The sequence below is a fragment of the Microbacterium pollutisoli genome, from assembly GCF_053586795.1.
The window spans coordinates 379,139-396,414 of sequence record NZ_JBNYWT010000002.1; the positions used below are offsets into that span (position 1 = coordinate 379,139).

16 protein-coding genes are annotated in these 17,276 nt (G+C 70.6%); 2 read left to right on the forward strand and 14 right to left on the reverse strand.

What is annotated here, in order from left to right; genetic code table 11:
* Positions 1-11 precede the first annotated feature (11 nt).
* From ACQ143_RS06635 to dnaK, 10 genes are all read right to left on the reverse strand, one after another.
* Positions 12-1,217, reverse strand: coding sequence for an acyl-CoA dehydrogenase family protein (locus ACQ143_RS06635; RefSeq protein WP_449569916.1), 1,206 nt, complete (start codon positions 1,215-1,217; stop codon positions 12-14).
* Positions 1,217-2,296: a phosphotransferase family protein gene (locus tag ACQ143_RS06640; protein WP_449569917.1), complete on the reverse strand. Its 1,080-nt coding sequence runs from the start codon at positions 2,294-2,296 to the stop codon at positions 1,217-1,219. The genes ACQ143_RS06635 and ACQ143_RS06640 overlap by 1 nt, the downstream gene beginning before the upstream one ends.
* A gap of 49 nt (positions 2,297-2,345) precedes the next feature.
* A complete protein-coding gene (locus ACQ143_RS06645; RefSeq protein WP_449569918.1) occupies positions 2,346-2,756 on the reverse strand; it encodes an acyl-CoA thioesterase in 411 nt (136 codons plus the stop codon).
* Between the two features lie 76 nt (positions 2,757-2,832).
* Entirely contained in the window at positions 2,833-3,288 is a 456-nt protein-coding gene (locus tag ACQ143_RS06650) for a MaoC family dehydratase (RefSeq protein WP_449569919.1), read from the reverse strand.
* A complete protein-coding gene (locus ACQ143_RS06655; protein ID WP_449569920.1) occupies positions 3,285-4,034 on the reverse strand; it encodes an SDR family oxidoreductase in 750 nt (249 codons plus the stop codon). The genes ACQ143_RS06650 and ACQ143_RS06655 overlap by 4 nt, the downstream gene beginning before the upstream one ends.
* A gap of 40 nt (positions 4,035-4,074) precedes the next feature.
* Positions 4,075-5,175, reverse strand: coding sequence for an alcohol dehydrogenase catalytic domain-containing protein (locus ACQ143_RS06660; protein WP_449569921.1), 1,101 nt, complete (start codon positions 5,173-5,175; stop codon positions 4,075-4,077).
* Between the two features lie 129 nt (positions 5,176-5,304).
* Positions 5,305-5,739, reverse strand: a complete 435-nt coding sequence (locus ACQ143_RS06665) for a heat shock protein transcriptional repressor HspR (RefSeq protein WP_449569922.1) — start codon at positions 5,737-5,739, stop codon at positions 5,305-5,307.
* Between the two features lie 59 nt (positions 5,740-5,798).
* The gene (locus ACQ143_RS06670; RefSeq protein ID WP_449569923.1) at positions 5,799-6,776 is read right to left on the reverse strand and encodes a DnaJ C-terminal domain-containing protein; all 978 of its coding nucleotides are present in this window, start codon (positions 6,774-6,776) and stop codon (positions 5,799-5,801) included.
* 13 nt (positions 6,777-6,789) lie between these two features.
* Positions 6,790-7,422, reverse strand: coding sequence for a nucleotide exchange factor GrpE (locus ACQ143_RS06675; protein WP_449569924.1), 633 nt, complete (start codon positions 7,420-7,422; stop codon positions 6,790-6,792).
* Between the two features lie 5 nt (positions 7,423-7,427).
* Positions 7,428-9,296, reverse strand: a complete 1,869-nt coding sequence (gene dnaK / locus ACQ143_RS06680) for a molecular chaperone DnaK (RefSeq protein WP_449569925.1) — start codon at positions 9,294-9,296, stop codon at positions 7,428-7,430.
* Between the two features lie 228 nt (positions 9,297-9,524).
* Here dnaK and ACQ143_RS06685 point away from each other — a divergent pair, with 228 nt between their 5' ends.
* The gene (locus ACQ143_RS06685; RefSeq protein WP_449569926.1) at positions 9,525-10,973 is read left to right on the forward strand and encodes an MFS transporter; all 1,449 of its coding nucleotides are present in this window, start codon (positions 9,525-9,527) and stop codon (positions 10,971-10,973) included.
* 84 nt (positions 10,974-11,057) lie between these two features.
* On the opposite strand, the gene ACQ143_RS06690 is transcribed toward ACQ143_RS06685, so the two are convergent.
* Positions 11,058-12,968, reverse strand: a complete 1,911-nt coding sequence (locus ACQ143_RS06690) for a BCCT family transporter (protein WP_449569927.1) — start codon at positions 12,966-12,968, stop codon at positions 11,058-11,060.
* Between the two features lie 64 nt (positions 12,969-13,032).
* Entirely contained in the window at positions 13,033-13,620 is a 588-nt protein-coding gene (locus ACQ143_RS06695; RefSeq protein ID WP_449569928.1) for a MarR family winged helix-turn-helix transcriptional regulator, read from the reverse strand.
* A gap of 120 nt (positions 13,621-13,740) precedes the next feature.
* On the opposite strand from ACQ143_RS06695, the gene ACQ143_RS06700 reads away from it, so the two are divergent.
* Positions 13,741-14,634: a MarR family winged helix-turn-helix transcriptional regulator gene (locus ACQ143_RS06700; protein WP_449569929.1), complete on the forward strand. Its 894-nt coding sequence runs from the start codon at positions 13,741-13,743 to the stop codon at positions 14,632-14,634.
* Positions 14,635-14,880: 246 nt separating this feature from the next.
* Here the strand turns inward: ACQ143_RS06700 and dcd are convergent, their stop codons facing one another.
* A complete protein-coding gene (gene dcd / locus ACQ143_RS06705) occupies positions 14,881-15,486 on the reverse strand; it encodes a dCTP deaminase (RefSeq protein WP_449569930.1) in 606 nt (201 codons plus the stop codon).
* 154 nt (positions 15,487-15,640) lie between these two features.
* Positions 15,641-17,257 carry a GMC oxidoreductase gene (locus tag ACQ143_RS06710; RefSeq protein WP_449569931.1) on the reverse strand — a complete coding sequence of 539 codons (1,617 nt, stop codon included), beginning with the start codon at positions 17,255-17,257 and terminating at the stop codon, positions 15,641-15,643.
* Positions 17,258-17,276 lie beyond the last annotated feature (19 nt).

Here is a 17,276-nt window from a genome sequence, read left to right on the forward strand (position 1 = left end):
TGCGGCGACGGTCAGGTGCGGCGCAGCTGGGCGCGGCCGAGGCTGTTCAGGTGCACTTCGTCGGGGCCGTCGGCAAGGCGCAGCGTGCGCACGCCGGCGTAGAGCTCGGCCAGCGGGGTGTCCTGGGAGACCCCGGCGCCGCCGAAGGTCTGGATGGCGCGGTCGAGGATGCGCTGCACCGCGCGGGGCACGGCGATCTTGATCGCCTGGATCTCGGTCATGGCGCGCCGGTTGCCGACCGTGTCCATGAGCCATGCGGTCTTCAGGACGAGCAGCCGCAGCGCCTCCAGCTCGATGCGCGACTCAGCCACCCACTCGCGGACCACGCCCTGTTCGGCCAGGGTGCGCCCGAACGCGACGCGCTCCCCCGCCCGCTCGATCATGAGCGCCAGGGCGCGCTCCCCCATACCGAGCGCCCGCATGCAGTGGTGGATGCGGCCCGGTCCCAGCCGCGCCTGCGCGATGGCGAAACCGTCGCCCTCGCCGGCGATGAGGTGGGAGGCGGGCACCCGCACGTCGTCGAAGACCACCTCGGCGTGGCCGCCGTGGTCGCGGTCGTCGTATCCGAAGACGGTGAGCGGGCGGACGACCTGCACTCCGGGGGCGTCGCGCGGCACGAGGATCATCGACTGCTGCCGGTGGCGCGGGGCGTCGGGGTCGGTCTTCCCCATCACGATGAAGATCTTCGCGTCGGGGTTCATCGCCCCGGTCGACCACCACTTGTGCCCCGTGATGACATACTCGTCGCCGTCGCGGCGGATCCGGGTGGCGATGTTCGTGGCATCCGACGAGGCGACCTCGGGCTCGGTCATGCAGAACGCCGACCGGATCTCGGCCCGCAGCAGCGGCTGCAGCCACCGGTCCTTCTGCTCCGGTGTGCCGAAGTCGTTCAGCACCTCCATGTTGCCGGTGTCCGGCGCGGCGCAGTTCATCGCCACGGGCGCCAGGCGCGGACTGAAGCCGGTGATCTCCGCGATCGGCGCGTACTGCAGGTTCGTGAGCCCCGCACCGGCGTCGCCGGGCAGGAACAGGTTCCACAGTCCGGCCTCGCGGGCCTTCGCCCGGAGCCGGTCGACCACCGGACGGAAGTGCCACTGGTCGGGCGTCGCATCCAGCTCGCGCTGCAGCACCGGCTCGACCGGCACCACCTCGTCGTGCACGAACGCCCGGGCCCGCTCGGCCAGCTCCCGCGTGGTCTCGTCGATCGCGAAGTCCATCAGCGCGCCTCCAGTCCCTGCCGTGCGAGCGGCTCGACGAGCGCGCCCATCGTGTCGAACCCGTCGCCGACGGTGTCGCCGGCCTGATAGCGGAAGTGGATGCCCTCGAGGATCACCGCAAGCTTGTACGCGGCGAACGCGCGGTACCAGGACAGGTCGGGCAGCGCGACGCCGGCGTGCCCGGCATAGGCGTCGGCGAGCTCGTCGAAGTCCGGGTACCCGGCGGCCGGGTCGACGGGGCTGGGCACGACGCCGGCGAAGTCGGCCGCCACCTGCCCGATCTCCCAGTACAGCGCGAACATCCCGAGGTCGACGAGGGGGTCGCCGAGCGTGGCCATCTCCCAGTCGAGGATCGCGGTCAGGTGCGGCTCGGGCCCGTCGACCAGCGCGTTGTCGACGCGGTAGTCGCCGTGCACGATCCCGCTGCGGCGGGTCTCCGGCATCCCGTCACCGAGCCGGTCCTGCAGCCGGTCGAGCAGGGGCGTGGCCCGCGAGCGCGAAGCGTCCAGCTGACGCCGCCAGGTCGACAGCTGCCGGGCGAGGTACCCTGCCGGGCGTCCGAAGTCGGCCAGGCCGACGGATGCCGGGTCGACGGCGTGCAGGTCGGCGAGGGTCGTGATGAGGTCGAAGCTGAGCGCGCGCAGCCCGGCGGGCAGGTAGTCGGCGTTCTGCGTGCGGCGCGAGAGCACCCGGCCCGGGGCGCGTTCCATGAGGAAGAACGGGGTGCCGGTGATGGCCCCGCCGGTGTCGTCGACGATGTCGACCGCGACCGGTACCGGCACGGCGGTGGGTCCGAGGGCGGCGATCACGCGGTGTTCGCGGCGCATGTCGTGGGCGCTGGAGAGCACATGCCCCAAAGGCGGACGTCGCAGGATCAGCGGGATGCGCGCCCCCGCGACGGCGTAGGTCAGGTTGCTGCGGCCGCCGGTGATCACGGTGGCGCTCAGCGGCCGGTCCGCCAGCTCCGGGTGGGCCTCGGCGAGCCACGCGGTGAGCGCGGCGGTGTCGAGCCCCGGTAGCGCGCTCGTGGTCAGCCCCTGGGTCATCGTCGACCGCCCTTCCTCGTCCACCCTGAGCATACCGCCCGGTCGGTTTGTAGCCAAACCCGCGCGCCGTCGCGGCGCGGAGCTACGCGCCGAGGTGGGCGGTGACGGCGTCGCGCACAGCGGCCGGGACCGGCACCGGGCGGCGCGTAGCGGCATCCACGAACACGTGCACGAACCGGCCGACGGCGATCGGCTCGTCCTCGGCCGGGCGCAGGATGCCGAGCGCCCACGTGATCGACGTCGATCCGAGCCGCTCCACGCCGATGCCCACTTCAAGCGGTTCGGGGAACGACGCCGACGCGCGGTACTCGCACGACGAAGCGACGACGATCGCGATCTCGCTGCCGGCGGGGTCGAGGCCGGCCTCGGCGATCATCCAGGCGTTGACGGCCGTGTCCATCGCCTCGTAGTAGACGACGTTGTTGAGGTGCCCGTACTGATCGTTGTCGCGCCACCGGGTCGAGAACGGGCGTCGCACCGGATACGCCGTCACGACGCGCCCCCGTCCACGCGCAGCAGCACCCGGAACGCGACGCGGGCGCGCGCAGCGCTCGGTTCGTCGCCGACGCTCACTGCGGCACGAACAGGGCGATCGTCTCGGCCACCAGTGCCGGGCGGTCGCCCCCTTCGATCTCGACGGTCGTGCGCAGGCCCACGCGGGTGCCCTGGGCGCCCGGCTCGGCCGAGACCACCTCGGTCGTCGCGCGCACGCGCGATCCGGCGCGCACCGGCTGCAGGAACCGCACCTTGTCGAGCCCGTAGTTGACCGCCATGCCCACGCCGTCGACCTGGAGCAGGCCGTCGACCAGCCGGGGCAGCAGCGACAGGGTCAGATAGCCGTGCGCGATCGTGCCGCCGAAGGGCCCGGCCGCGGCGCGCACGGCGTCGAGGTGGATCCACTGCCAGTCCTCGGTCACGTCGGCGAACCCGGCGATGCGGTCCTGCGAGATCTCGAACCACTCTCCGGTCGCGGCCTGCCCGACCGCTGCCGGCAGCTCCGCGACCGATGCCACCCGGATGCTCATGCGCGCGGCCCGCCCGCCACGTACAGCACCTGGCCGGAGACGAAGCCGGCCTCTTCACGGACGAAGAACGACACGGCCGCGGCGATGTCCTCGGGCGTGCCACCGCGTCCGACGGGGATCTCCTTCGCGTTGGCGGCGACGAAGTCGTCGAACGACACCCCGAGCCGCTCGGCCGTGGCCCGGGTCATGTCGGTCTGGATGAACCCCGGAGCGATCGCGTTCGCGGTCACGCCGAAGCGGCCCAGCTCGATCGCGAGGGTCTTCGTGAACCCCTGCATGCCGGCCTTGGCGGCCGCATAGTTCGCCTGGCCGCGGTTGCCCAGTGCCGACGTCGACGACAGGTTGACGATCCGGCCCCAGCCGGCCTCGACCATGTGCGCCTGCACGGCCTTGGTCATGAGGAACGCCCCGCGCAGGTGCACGGTCAGCACCGCGTCCCAGTCGTCTTCGGTCATCTTGAACAGCAGGTTGTCGCGGATGATCCCGGCGTTGTTGACCAGCACGGTCGGCGCCCCCAGCTCGGCGACGATCGTCTCGACGGCAGCGGCGACGGCGGCGCTGTCGGCGACGTTCGCACCCACGGCGAGCGCACGACCGCCGGCGGCTTCGATCGCGGCGACGGTGTCGGCGCAGGCGGCTGCGTCGAGGTCGAGCACGGCGACGGCGAACCCGTCGGCGGCGAGACGCTGTGCGGTGGCGGCGCCGATGCCGCGGGCGGCTCCGGTGACGATGGCGGTGCGGGTCATGCGATTCCCTTTCGGTGGTGGATGCCGGTGGCCCGGCGGGTCAGAAGGTGATGAGCTGGCGCAGCTCGCCGCCGGCGGCGAGCCGGTCCATGGCGGTGTCGATCTCGTCCAGCCGGATGCGGCTGGAGACGAGCTTCTCGAGCGGCAGCCGTCCCGACCGCCACAGCTCGACGTAGTGCGGGATGTCCCGGCTCGGCACCGCCGAGCCGAGGTAGCTGCCGATGACGGTGCGCGCCTCGGCGGTCAGCTGCAGCGGCGAGATCTCGCTGCGGGCATCGGGGGCGGGCAGGCCCACCGTGACGGTCGTGCCACCGGGCGCGGTCAGCGCGATCGCGGTCTCGAACGCCCGCGGGTGCCCCGCGGCCTCGACGACGGCGGGGGCCCGGATGCCGGCATCCACCGCCGCGTCCGGTGTCAGCGCGTCGCTCGCCCCGAGCGTCCGGGCGAGGTCCAGCTTGGCGGGCACGGCGTCGACGCCGACCACGTCGAGCCCGAGGGCGACGGCCACCAGCAGCGCGGCCATGCCGACACCGCCCAGGCCCACCACGATCAGGCGTGAACCGGATGCGGGGCGCGCCGCGTTGAGCACGGCGCCCCCGCCGGTGAGCACGGCGCAGCCGAGCAGAGCGGCGATCTCGGCCGGCACATCGGCCGGCACCGGCACGATCGAAGTGCGGTGCACGACGGCGTGGCTGGCGAACGCGCTGGCTCCGAGGTGGTGGTGCACGTCGGTGCCGTCGCGGTGCAGCCGGATGCCACCGCCGACGAGCGTCCCGGCGTTGTTCGCCGCGGTGCCGACTTCGCAGGGCAGTCGGCCGTCGGTGCGGCATCCCGCGCACTGCCCGCAGCGCGGCAGGAAGGTCAGGACCACCCGGTCGCCGACGGACAGGTCGTCCACACCGGCACCGAACTGCTCGACGATGCCGGCGGCTTCGTGGCCGAGGAGCATGGGCGTGGGCCGGCGCCGGTTCCCGTCGACCACGCTGAGGTCGGAGTGGCACACGCCGGCGGCTTCGATGCGCACGAGCACCTCGCCAGCGCCGGGCGGATCGAGCTCGAGGGGTCCGACGGTGAACGGGCGCGTCTGCGCGAACGGCCTGCGCGCACCCGACAGCTCCAGCACTGCCCCGGTGATCTCCATGTCGACCTCCTCGTCGTCGAATCCGACGCTACCCCTCGCCCAGGATACCGACTGCGCGGTATGGGGTGGACGACAGGATGCCACGGGGACGACAGGATGCCACGGGATCGCCCGCCGCGCCGCCGCACCTCAGTCGTCGTGCGCGCGCGGACGCCAGAGTACGACCTCGGTCGCGCGGCGGACGCGGGTGCCGTGGCGCAGCGTCACGACGTTGCCGGACGGCCCGGCGGCGAACACGCGCACGCCGCGCCGGTTCTCCACCTCTTCGCGCAGGCGCTGCTCGAGCTCGCTCACCTCCTTCCGCAAGGCGCGCACGTGGTCCTCCAGGTCGAGGATGCGCGCGATGGCGGGCAGGCTCATGCCGTCGGCCGACAGCTGGGCGACCTCACGCAGCTGCTCGACGTGGCGCAGCGAATAGCGGCGCGAGCCACCCTGCGTGCGCGCCGGGACGACGAGCCCCAGCCGGTCGTACTGCCGGAGTGTCTGCGGGTGCATGCCGGCCAGTTCCGCGGCGACGGCGATCGTGAAGATCGGCGCCTCCTCATCGACGGGTCGATCGACCATGGCACTCCTCCTCTGTCATCCTCGTGCCCGTGCCGGGCGCCGCGTCTCGCCGCGCCGGGTCACTCCCGAGCGCGGCTCATCAGCTCCGCCCGCGGGTTCTCCTTGGGCTCGAGCTCGCGGAACCGCTCGAGCGCCTCCCGAGCGCGGTCGTCCAGGTGCGTGGGCACGACCACCTGCACCTCGGCGAGCAGGTCGCCGGTGCCCTTGGCAGTCTGTACGCCGCGCCCCTTGACCCGCAGCACGCGCCCGGAGGGGGTGCCCGGGGCGACGCGCAGCTTGACCGGGTCGCCGCCGAGGGTCGGGACCTCGATGGTCGCCCCCAGCGCCGCCTCGGTGAAGGTCACCGGCACGGTCAGCCGCAGGTTCAGCCCGTCGCGGGTGAACACCGGGTGCGGACGCACGGTCACGGTCACCACGATGTCGCCGGGCTCCCCGCCGTCGGGCGAGGGCCGCCCGCGGCCGCGCAGCCGGATCTTCTGCCCGTCGGCGACACCGGCGGGGATCTTCACCTTGAACGGCTTGCCGTCCTCACCGGCCAGCGAGATGGTCTCGCCGCGCACCGCCGTCAGGAAGTCGAGCGTCGTGCGCGCGCTCACGTCGGCGCCGCGCTGCGGCCCGCCGAAGCCCCGGAACCCGCCCGAGGGCTGCCCGAACCGGCCCGAGCCGAACCGCCCGCCGCCCTGCTGTCCGAACATGGCGAACAGGTCATCGAAGTCGGCCTGCTGCGCACCACCGCGACCGAAGCGGCTGAACACGTCCTCGAATCCGCCGCCGGAGCCGGGCGCCTGGAAGCGGGCACCCGACCCCATGGCGCGGATCTGGTCGTACTCCTCGCGCTCCTTCTTGTCGCTCAGCACGGCGTACGCCTCGCTGATCTCCTTGAACTTCGCCTCGGCGGCGGGGTCGCCCTGCGTCGAGTCGGGGTGGTACTTGCGCGCGAGCTTGCGATAGGCCTTCTTCAGATCGGCGTCGGTGACGTCCTTGGACACCCCGAGGATCTTGTAGAAGTCCTTGTCGAACCAGTCCTGACTGGCCATGCGCTCTCCTCGACTACTCCGCCGGGACGGCCACGACGACCTTCGCGGGGCGAAGCTCGGTCGTGCCGATGCGGTAGCCGACCTCGACGACCTCGAGGATGGTCGGCGTCTCGGTACCGGGCGTGGGCGCCTGGAAGATGGCCTCATGCTGGCGCGGGTCGAACTCCTCGCCGGCCTCGCCGTAGCGCTCGACGCCCAGGCGCGAGACGACCGCGCGCAGCTTCTCGGCGATCACGGTCAGCGCGGCGCCTTCGATGAGGTCGCCGTGCTTCTCGGCACGGTCGAGGTCGTCGAGCACCGGCAGCAGCTTGGCGGCCACCGATCCGGTGGCGCGCTCGTTCTCCAGCTGACGCTGCTCCTCCGTCCGACGGCGGTAGTTGGCGTACTCGGCCTGGACCCGCTTGAGGTCCAGGACCAGGTCGTGCTCCTCGGCGGGCGCGTCGGCGACGGCGGCCTCGTCGGTCTGGGCCGCCGCGAGGATCTCCTCGATCGTGAGCGCGTCGGCCTCGGCGTCGGCGTCAGCCGGAGCGTCGGCCGCCGCGGGGGCGTCCTCCTGCGACTCGGGGTCGGAGACCTGCGCCTCCGACCCCTCCTCGCCGAGGACCTCGTCGCCGTCGTCGGGCTGTTCGAAGTCCTTGTTCGTCATATGTCCTACTTCGTCTCGTCTTCGTCGTCCACAACCTCGGCGTCGACGACGTCTTCCTCAGCGGATGTCGCGCCCTCGGCGTCCGGGCCGCTCTGCGCACCGGCATCCTGAGCCTGGTCGGCCTGCGACGAGGCGTAGATCGCCTCACCCAGCTTGCCCTGGCTCTGGCTGAGCTTGTCGAACGCATCCTTGACCGCGTCGTCGTTGTCGCCGGCCAGCGCGGTCTTCAGCGCGTCGACGTCGCCCTGCACTTCGGTCTTGACGTCCTCGGGCAGCTTGTCGGCGTTGTCGGCGATGAGCTTCTCGACGGAGTACGCGAGGGTCTCGGCCTGGTTGCGGACCTCGGCGGCCTCACGGCGCTTCTTGTCCTCGGCGGCGTGCTCCTCCGCCTCCTTGACCATGCGGTCGATGTCCTCCTTGGGCAGCGACGAGCCGCCGGTGATCGTCATCGACTGCTCCTTGCCGGTGCCCTTGTCCTTCGCCGACACGTGGACGATGCCGTTCGCGTCGATGTCGAACGTGACCTCGATCTGCGGGATGCCGCGGGGAGCCGGAGCGATGCCGGTCAGCTCGAACGTGCCGAGCGGCTTGTTGTCGCGGGTGAACTCGCGCTCGCCCTGGAACACCTGGATCGCGACCGACGGCTGGTTGTCGTCGGCGGTCGTGAAGGTCTCGCTGCGCTTGGTCGGGATGGCGGTGTTGCGCTCGATGAGCTTGGTCATGATGCCGCCCTTGGTCTCGATGCCGAGGCTCAGGGGGGTGACGTCGATGAGCAGCACGTCCTTGCGCTCACCCTTGAGGACACCGGCCTGCAGGGCGGCGCCGACGGCGACGACCTCGTCCGGGTTCACACCCTTGTTGGCGTCCTTGCCGGTCTCCTTCTTGACAAGCTCGGCGACCGAGGGCATACGGGTGGAGCCACCGACCAGCACGACGTGGTCGATGTCGGACACCTTGATGCCGGCCTCGCGGATGACGTCTTCGAACGGCTTCTTGGTGCGGTCGAGGAGGTCCTTGGTGAGGTCCTCGAACTTCGCACGCGTGACCGTCTCCGACAGCGACACGGGGCCCGAGTCGGTCAGCGACAGGTAGGGCAGGTTGATGGAGGTGCTCGTCGAGCTCGACAGCTCCTTCTTGGCCTGCTCCGCTGCCTCCTTCAGACGCTGGAGGGCGATCTTGTCGTTCGAGACGTCGACGCCCGTCGTGTCCTTGAACTGCTTGAGGAGGTAGTCGACGAGGCGCTGGTCCCAGTCGTCGCCGCCGAGGCGGTTGTCACCGGCGGTCGCACGGACCTGGATGGTCGAGAAGTCGTCGTCCTTGCCCACTTCGAGCAGCGAGACGTCGAACGTGCCGCCACCGAGGTCGAACACGAGGATGAGCTCGTCTTCCTTGCCCTTGTCGAGGCCGTACGCGAGGGCCGCGGCGGTGGGCTCGTTGATGATGCGGAGCACGTTGAGGCCCGCGATCTCACCGGCCTCCTTGGTGGCCTGGCGCTCGGCGTCGTTGAAGTAGGCGGGGACGGTGATGACGGCATCCGTCACGGTGTCGCCCAGGTACTGCTCGGCGTCGCGCTTCAGCTTCTGGAGGATGCGCGCCGAGATCTCCTGCGGCGTGTAGTTCTTGCCGTCGATCGACTGCGTCTTCCAGTCGGTGCCCATGTGGCGCTTGACCGACGTGATGGTGCGGTCGACGTTGGTGACGGCCTGGCGCTTGGCGGTCTCGCCGACCAGCACCTCGCCGTCCTTCGTGAACGCGACGACCGACGGGGTCGTGCGGAAGCCCTCGGCGTTGGCGATGACCTTCGGCTCGCCGCCCTCGAGGACGGCGACGACGGAGTTCGTCGTACCGAGGTCGATACCCACTGCACGTGCCATGTGTGTTCTCCTTCTTGTGGAACGCGGGAAAAGCCTGGGGGAACCAAAGATGAGTCATACCGACTCAACTTCGTCCGGGTTCCAGAGTAAACCTCGACGCCCGCCATGTCAAAACGAACTTGATACGGGTCGTATCAAGTTTTGTACCGAGCCCGACTCGCCTTGGCCGATAGCCTGAGCACGCGCCGTACCGTCGTCGGCACCGTCTGTTCATCGAGGAGCATCATCATGGCCGATGTGAATCCGGAGTCCGCCCCCCAGCCGCCGTCCCCTGCCGACACCCGGGCTCTCGGGGCCATCGGGGAGGTGTTCCAGAACGCGGTCGAGCGCGACATCCCACGCAAGCAGGTGCGGTCGTGGGCGATGTGGGACTGGGCCATGCAGCCGTTCAACACCGTCATCTTGACCTTCGTCTGGATCGCGCTCTACCTGACCTCGCGGCAGTTCCTCGACCCGGCGGTGCGCGAGTCGGGGCTGCTCGCGGACGGCTCGTACATGAACTGCAACGAGTCGCAGTATCAGGACAGCGATTACTGCCAGGGCCTCACCGACCTGTCGGAGTGGTGGGGCTGGGCGAACTTCGCCGCCGGCATCCTGATCCTCGTGCTGGCTCCTGTGCTCGGCCAGCAGGCGGACGCCCGCGGCAGCAAGAAGAAGTGGATCATCGGGGCCACCATCGCGATCGCCCTCATCCAGTTCCTGCTCTTCTTCGTCGAGGCCGACCCGAAGTACTTCTGGTTCGGTGCGCTGGCTGTCGCGATCGGCGCCGTCGTCTCCGAGATCGGCAACGTCAACTACTACGCGATGCTCTCCGAGGTGTCGACGCCCAAGACCGTGGGGCGCGTCTCCGGGCTCGGGTGGGGCCTGGGCTACATCGGCGGCGTGGTCGCGCTGATCGTGTGCATCCCGGTGCTGTTCGGGCTCGGGCAGGACAACCCGCTCGCCTACAAACTGGTCGCCGTCGTGTGTGCGGTGTGGACGCTGGTGTTCTCGATCCCGCTGTTCCGCAACGTCCCGGAGTCCCCGGCGTACCGCGCGTCCGAGAAGGTGGGGCTGTTCGCCTCGTACGCGGTCCTGGTCCGCAACCTCAAGCGCCTCTTCCAGACGAACCGGTCGACCTTCTGGTTCCTGCTGGCCGCGGCGGTCTACCGCGACGGCCTGGCGGGCGTGTTCGCCTTCGGCGCCGTGCTGGCCGCGCAGGGCTTCGGGTTCTCCTTCCTCGAGGTGATCGTGTTCGGCCTGGCGGCCAACCTCGTCGCCGGGGTGTCGACGCTTCTGGCCGGCCGGGTCGACGACGCGATCGGCGCGCGCAAGCTCATCATCATCGCCCTGTCGGGCCTGGTCGCGATGGCGTTCGTGGTGTTCATCCTGCGCGAACTCGGCACGATCGTGTTCTGGGTGTGCGGCCTGGTGCTGTGCGCCTTCGTGGGCCCGGCCCAGGCGGCCAGCCGCAGCATGCTGACGCGCTTGACGCCGGTCAGCATGCAGGGTGAGATCTTCGGCCTCTACGCCACGACCGGCCGCGTCGCCTCGTTCCTGTCGCCGCTGGCCTGGTCGCTGTTCCTCGCCTGGTTCGGTGGGATCGTCTACGGTGTGCTCGGCATCGGCCTCGTGCTGCTGATCGGCCTGATCATGCTGCTGTTCGTGAAGCTGCCCGCCCACCAGCGCGCTCGATAGGGGGTGGATGCCGGGACCCCGGCATCCGGTGGTCCCTCGCGTGTCGGCATCCGGCGCCGCAGTGTCTTCGGTGGCGGAGGTCCGTCAGTCGTGCCCGCCCGACAGCGGGTCGTGGCCGCGGGCGGTGCGGGTGCGGTCGGGGATGTCGGTGGCGTCGCGCCCGACGTACGGGTCGTGCTCGACGATCTCGTCGACGTCGTCGGTGGGCACCCCGTCCGGTTCGGCGTTCTCCGCGGCCAGCGATGCCGGCCGGGCATGCCGCACGGCCGGGCCGGGGACGATCGGCGCGGGAATGACCGGCGGCGCCTCGCGCCGGGTGAGGACGCGGGACAACCGTCGCATCCATGCCGGTTCGCGCAGTGCGCCGCGCGTGGTGGGTTCCTCGACTTCGAGGCCGTAGTACTCCCCGATGTGGTCGACGAACTGTGCCCGGGCGGCCCGGTCGTAGGCGCGCCGTTCGCGGGCGAACGCTACGACGGTCGACCAGCAGATGAGCAGCATGACGATGCTGAACGGCAGCGCGATGATGATCGCGGCGGTCTGCAGGGCGACCAGGCCGCCGGTGAGCAGCAGCGCGATCGCGAGCACGGCGGTGGTGAGGGTGAAGAAGGTGCGCACCCAGCGCGGCGGCTCGATCTGACCGCCGGTGGCGATCATGCCCATGACGAGGGCGCCGGAGTCGGACGAGGTGATGAAGAAGATGCCGATCAGCACGATGACGCCGACCGTGAGCACGCTGGTGCCGGGGATGAACTCCAGCATCTGGAACAGAGCCGTGTTGAGGTCGACGGTGCCGTCGGCCTGCCGCAGGGCACCGGGCTGGTTGAGCTCGATGTACAGCGCCGAACCGCCCAGCACCGCGAACCAGAGGATCGTGATGAGGGTCGGCACGATGATGACGCCTGCCACGAACTGCCGCACGGTGCGGCCGCGGGAGATGCGGGCGATGAAGATGCCGACGAACGGTGCCCACGAGATCCACCAGCCCCAGTAGAACGACGTCCATCCCGCCTGCCACGCTTCACCGTCGGCGCCCTGGAAGGCGCTGACGTTGAAGGAGAGCCCGATGTAGTTCTGGATGTAGTTGCCGATCGACTGCACCCATTCGCGTAGCAGGAACTCGGTCTGCCCGAACACGAGCAGGTACACGACGAGGACCGCGGCGAGGATCAGGTTGAACGACGACAGCCATTTCATACCCTTGGTGACGCCGGACAGCACCGAGGCCAGCACGAAGACGGTGATCACCCCGATGATGGCGATCTGCACCATCTCGGTGGGTTCGGCGAGCCCCGCCGCGTCGAGGCCGGCCGAGATCTGCAGCACGCCGAGCCCGAGCGAGGTCGCGACGCCGAACATGGTCCCCACCAGCGCGACGACGTCGACGACGTTGCCCCATCCGCCGTGCACGCGGCGCCCCAGCAGCGGTTCGAGTGACCAGCGGATCGAGACCGGGCGCTTGCGGCGGTGGATCGCGTAGGCCAGGCCGAGGCCCACGACCACGTAGATCGCCCACGCCTGCACACCCCAGTGCAGGTAGGTCTGGCTGAGCGCGGCCTGCGCGAGCTGTTCGGGGGTGCCGGTGACCCCCGGGCGCGGGGTGACGAAGTGGCTGAGCGGCTCGCTCACGCCGTAGAAGACCAGTCCGATGCCCATGCCGGCGGCGAACAGCAGCGCAAACCACGCGCCCAGCGAGAACTCGGGCTTGTCATCGTCGGCGCCGAGGCGGATGTCGCCGTACTTGCTGAAGCCGAGGAACAGCGCGAAGACGACGAAGAACGCCGCGATGAGCACGTAGTACCAGTTGAACCCGTTGACGATCGTCGACTGGATGGCGTTGAAGACCTCCTCCGCGACGTGCGGCGCGATGAGCGCGAACGCGCTGAAGGAGAGGATCACGATCGCGGCGGGCCAGAACACCCAGCGTTCGATCGTCGAGCGCCGCGGCGCAGGGGTGGCGAGGTCGATCTGCGCGTCGTTCACCGAGGTGGCCATGGTCGTCACCCTAGCGAGCACGGTTTCCGAGCGGAACGGGTTGCGCCGCCGGGCAGAACGTGCGTCAGGCCTCGTCGTCGGGGCCGGGCCAGGCCGCGGCGAGCTTGGCGAGCAGGCGCGCGAGCTCCGCGCGTTCCTCGGCGCTGAAATCGGCCAGCGCGGTGATCAGTTGCTCCCGCCGCCGCCCGTGCAGGCGCTGCGCGAGGCGGGCGCCCTCGTCGGTGAGGGCGACGCGCGTGCGCCGGGCGTCGTCGGGATCGGCCTCGCGGCGCACGAGCCCGCGATCGACCGCCTGCTGGATGAGCCGCGAGGCGCGCGGCTGGTCGACGCCGATCGCCTCGCCCACTTCACTGACGGTGAGGGGGTGGGATGCCACGGCGAGCGCCTCGAGCAGGCGCACCCGCGCGGGCGCTCCCCCGCGGCCGCCGGGACCGAAGGGGTGCGGGCCGGGGCCGAACGGACCGCCCGGGCCGAAGGGACCGCCGCCGAAGGGGCCGTGACCCGGACCGTGCCCGGGGCCGAAGGGTCCGCGCGGATGGTGGGAGTGGTGTGGCCCGGCACCGCGCGGGCCCCGGCCCCCACCGCCACGAAGACGGGCGAGAGCCACCAGGAGGGCATCGAGTTCGGCGCCGGTCGGCTCGGAATCGGTCACGCCTCAAATTTACATGCCTCTTGACATGTTCCTGCATTCCATGTCATAGTGCATGTACATGCCAAACGACATGTAATTCTTCGAACACCGATCCTGTGCCCTCCATACAAAGGACTTCCCATGACTTCTGAGAACACTGATTTCCCCACTTCCTCCTCCCGCCCGCTCGGCTACTGGCTGCGCGCCGTCGACCTGCTGATCGAGCGCGAGTTCGCGCAGGCATTCGCGGATGAAGGCGTGAGCCGCCGGGACTGGCGCATCCTGTCGGTGCTGGCCGGCGACGTCGAAGCCCCGGAGCTGCTCGAACGCATTCAGAACAAGAAGCTGCGCCGGCTCGTGGAGCGCGGCTGGGTCACCGAGACCGAAGGCGAGTGGGTGCTGACCGACGAAGGCCGTGCCGCCACGGAGCGGCTCGGCGAGCTCGTCGCCGGCATCCGCGCGAGGGTCTCGGGCAGCGTGCCCGACGAGGACGTCGCCACGACCCTGCGCACGCTCGAGGCGATCGCCCGCGAGCTGGGCTGGACCGAGGAGACCGCCGCCCGCGGCTTCGGTCCCGGACGTCGCGGCGGCTTCGGCCGCGGGCGTGGCGGGTTCGGCCGCGGACGTCGGGGCGCGTTCGGCCGTCCCTGTTTCGGCCCGGGCGACTTCCGCGCCGGATTCGGTCGCGGCTTCGGCTCGGGCGACGACGCCGACGGCTTCGGCCACCGGTTCGGTCCTGGCTTCGGCCTCGCGTACGGCCGCAGCTTCGGCTCAGAGGGTGACGGCGGCGGCTTCGGTGATGGCGACTCGTTCGGGCCGCGGCATCCCTTCTTCGCACGTGGCAGCTACGGCCCCGGCCACGGCTGCTATGGCGAGCACGACGGCCATGCGCACCACGGCCACCACGCCCACACCCACGGCCACCGCGGCCACGGCGGCGGTCACCGTCGCGGCGGCCGGGACCACAACGCTGCGCAGCGCGCCTACGAGCGCGGATTCGACGCAGGCTTCACGCGCGGCCGCGACGCCGCCTGAACCCGGCCACAGCTCGATGCCCGTCCCGCCCCGGGGCGGGCGTCAGCTATCCCCCGCACACCCACCGCGCCCGAACTTGACGCAAATGTGGGGTATGCGCACTCCATACCCCACACACGCGCCAACTCAAACAGCCCCCGCACAGCCCCCGCGCCCGAACTTGGCGCATACCGGGGTTATCCCCGCGGGATACCCCACATACGCGCCAACTTCCCGGCGCACGGACGGTCCGTGGCCAGAAACCAGTCAGCCGCCGACGGCCCCGGCATCCGTTCCACCGACATCCGTGCGGTGGAAGTTCTGGAACGATCGTGACGCGGTCGGGCCACGCTGGCCGTGGTACCGGTTCATGTACGGGCCGGTGCCGTACGGATTCTCGGTCGGCGAGGTAAGGCGGAAGAAGCAGAGCTGACCGATCTTCATCCCGGGCCACAGCTTGATCGGCAGCGTCGCGACATTCGACAGCTCAAGGGTGACGTGGCCCGAGAATCCCGGGTCGATGAAACCGGCGGTCGAGTGGGTGAGCAGGCCGAGCCGTCCCAGCGATGATTTGCCCTCGAGGCGGGCGGCGATGTCGTCCGGCAGGGTGACCTGTTCGAACGTCGAGCCGAGCACGAATTCCCCGGGGTGCAGGATGAACGGCTCGTCGGGCGCGACTTCGATCAGGTGCGTCAGGTCGGGCTGGTCCTCGGCGGGGTCGATGAAGGGGTACTTGTGGTTGTCGAACAGCCGGAAGTAGCGGTCGAGGCGCACGTCGACGCTCGACGGCTGGACCATCGACGGCTCCCACGGGTCGAGGCCGACACGGCCTGAGGCGATCTCACCACGGATGTCTCGGTCACTGAGCAGCACGCGTCCAGCGTAGTGTGCGCGCCCGTGACCGGATGCCGGTTCGCTGCGCTGGCCGCGAACCTCATGAGTGTGTTCACGGATGCCGGGGCCACCGCCGACAAGAAAGCGGCGCGAAACGTGCTCCCGCGCCCTCTCAGAGCCGAGGTGAGGCGGGTCAGCCTACTTTCGGCACAGCCGCGGTCCCCGCGCGCTGTTCTGCCAGTTCGGGCAGCTCCGCCACGAGCGCCCGCGCCCCGCGCGCGGCGATCGCGACACTCGTGAGCGTCGGGTTCATGGTGTTCGCGGTCGGGATGGTGCCGTTTCCGCCGACCCACAGACCCTGCACGCCCCACACGCGCGAGGACGGATCGGCCACCGAGGTGCCGTCGTCGGCGACGCCGATGCGGGTGGTCCCCATGTAGTGCAGGCTCGATCCGTTCGGCAGCAGCCGGGGCTCGGCGACAAAGGTTCCGAGCGCGTGGCCGGCTCGCTTCAGGCGCTCCGTCGCCGCGGCGATCTCGGCGCTTTCGGTGTCGGTCAGCACGTAGTCGATCGTCATGTTCGGCAGGCCGCGGTAGTCGAGCTCGTCGTCGTGGAACGTCACGCCGTCCTCGACTCGCGGGTGCTTGCGCACGCCGTAGCCCATGTTGACGTAGCCCCAGCGGTTGTCGGCGTGCGGGTTCGACGGGTCGAGCTGGAACGGCGGGTTCTCCGCGTACATCACCTGTAGCGAGAACGGGTGGTCGGGCTCGGAGAACGGGATCCGGTTGACGGCGGCGACGGGGTCGGCCGGGTTGTGCGAACGACGCTCGAGCTCGGCGTCGAGGTCGGCCTCGGTGGCGAACCGGCCCATGCGCTCGGCATCGAGTGCGACGGTCGAGATCACGACGTGGTGCTCGGTGAGGTAACGGCCGAGGGCGGCCGGACGGATGCCGGATGCCCACAGCAGCTGCGGAGTGCGGAAGGCGTCGGCGGCCACCACGACGGCATCCGCCGCGAAGAACGACTGCTCGCGCGTGCGCAGGTCCTCCACCGTCACACCGGTGACGCGGTCGCCCTCGCGCTCGATCCGCCGCACGAGCGACAGGTCGCGCAGCTCGAACCGCTCGGACAGCGGCGACGCAGGGTCGATGAGCGGTCCCAGGACGACATCGGCGCCCGCCCAGCGCATCGAGCCGTCTGGCTGCGGGTCACCGGCGACCGGCAGCGTCGACGCGCCGTACCCCTCCGGTAGCTCCGCCCCGAACTCCTCTTCGAGCAGCGACCGGATGGCGTCGCCAACGGCGGAGTCGGCGAACGCCGCGCTCTGCACGTGCAGCAGCCGTTCCGCCTCGGCGATGAGGCCGTCCCACTCGGCATCCGCAATGAACGGCAGCTTCTCGCTGAACGCCGGCGCCGGCGTCGCGCAGGTCCAGTGCGCCCCCTGGCCGCCCACATTGGTCGCCGCGGCCGCGGCGGGGAACGTCGGCGCGTGCGCCGATCCCTCGCCGCCGAAGTCAAGCAGGTGCGTGCCTTCGCGTGCCGTGAACATGCCCTCCACGACGACGCCGGCGGGGATGCCGAGGGTCTCGCGGTGCGAGCCCGACTGCGGACCCTGCGACATCTCGCGGGCGCGCTGCTTGGCCGCCGGATCGGCGATGTTGCGCACGCTCTCGCCGGGGATCTCGGTAAGCTGCGGGCCGGCCTCGAACATCACGACGTGCGCGTCGGGTGACCCCTCGAGGATGAGGCGGGCGTAGGCGGACCCGATGGGGCCCGAGCCGACGACGGCGACGACGGGGTGGGTGCTCATGTTCTCTCCTTCGAGACGT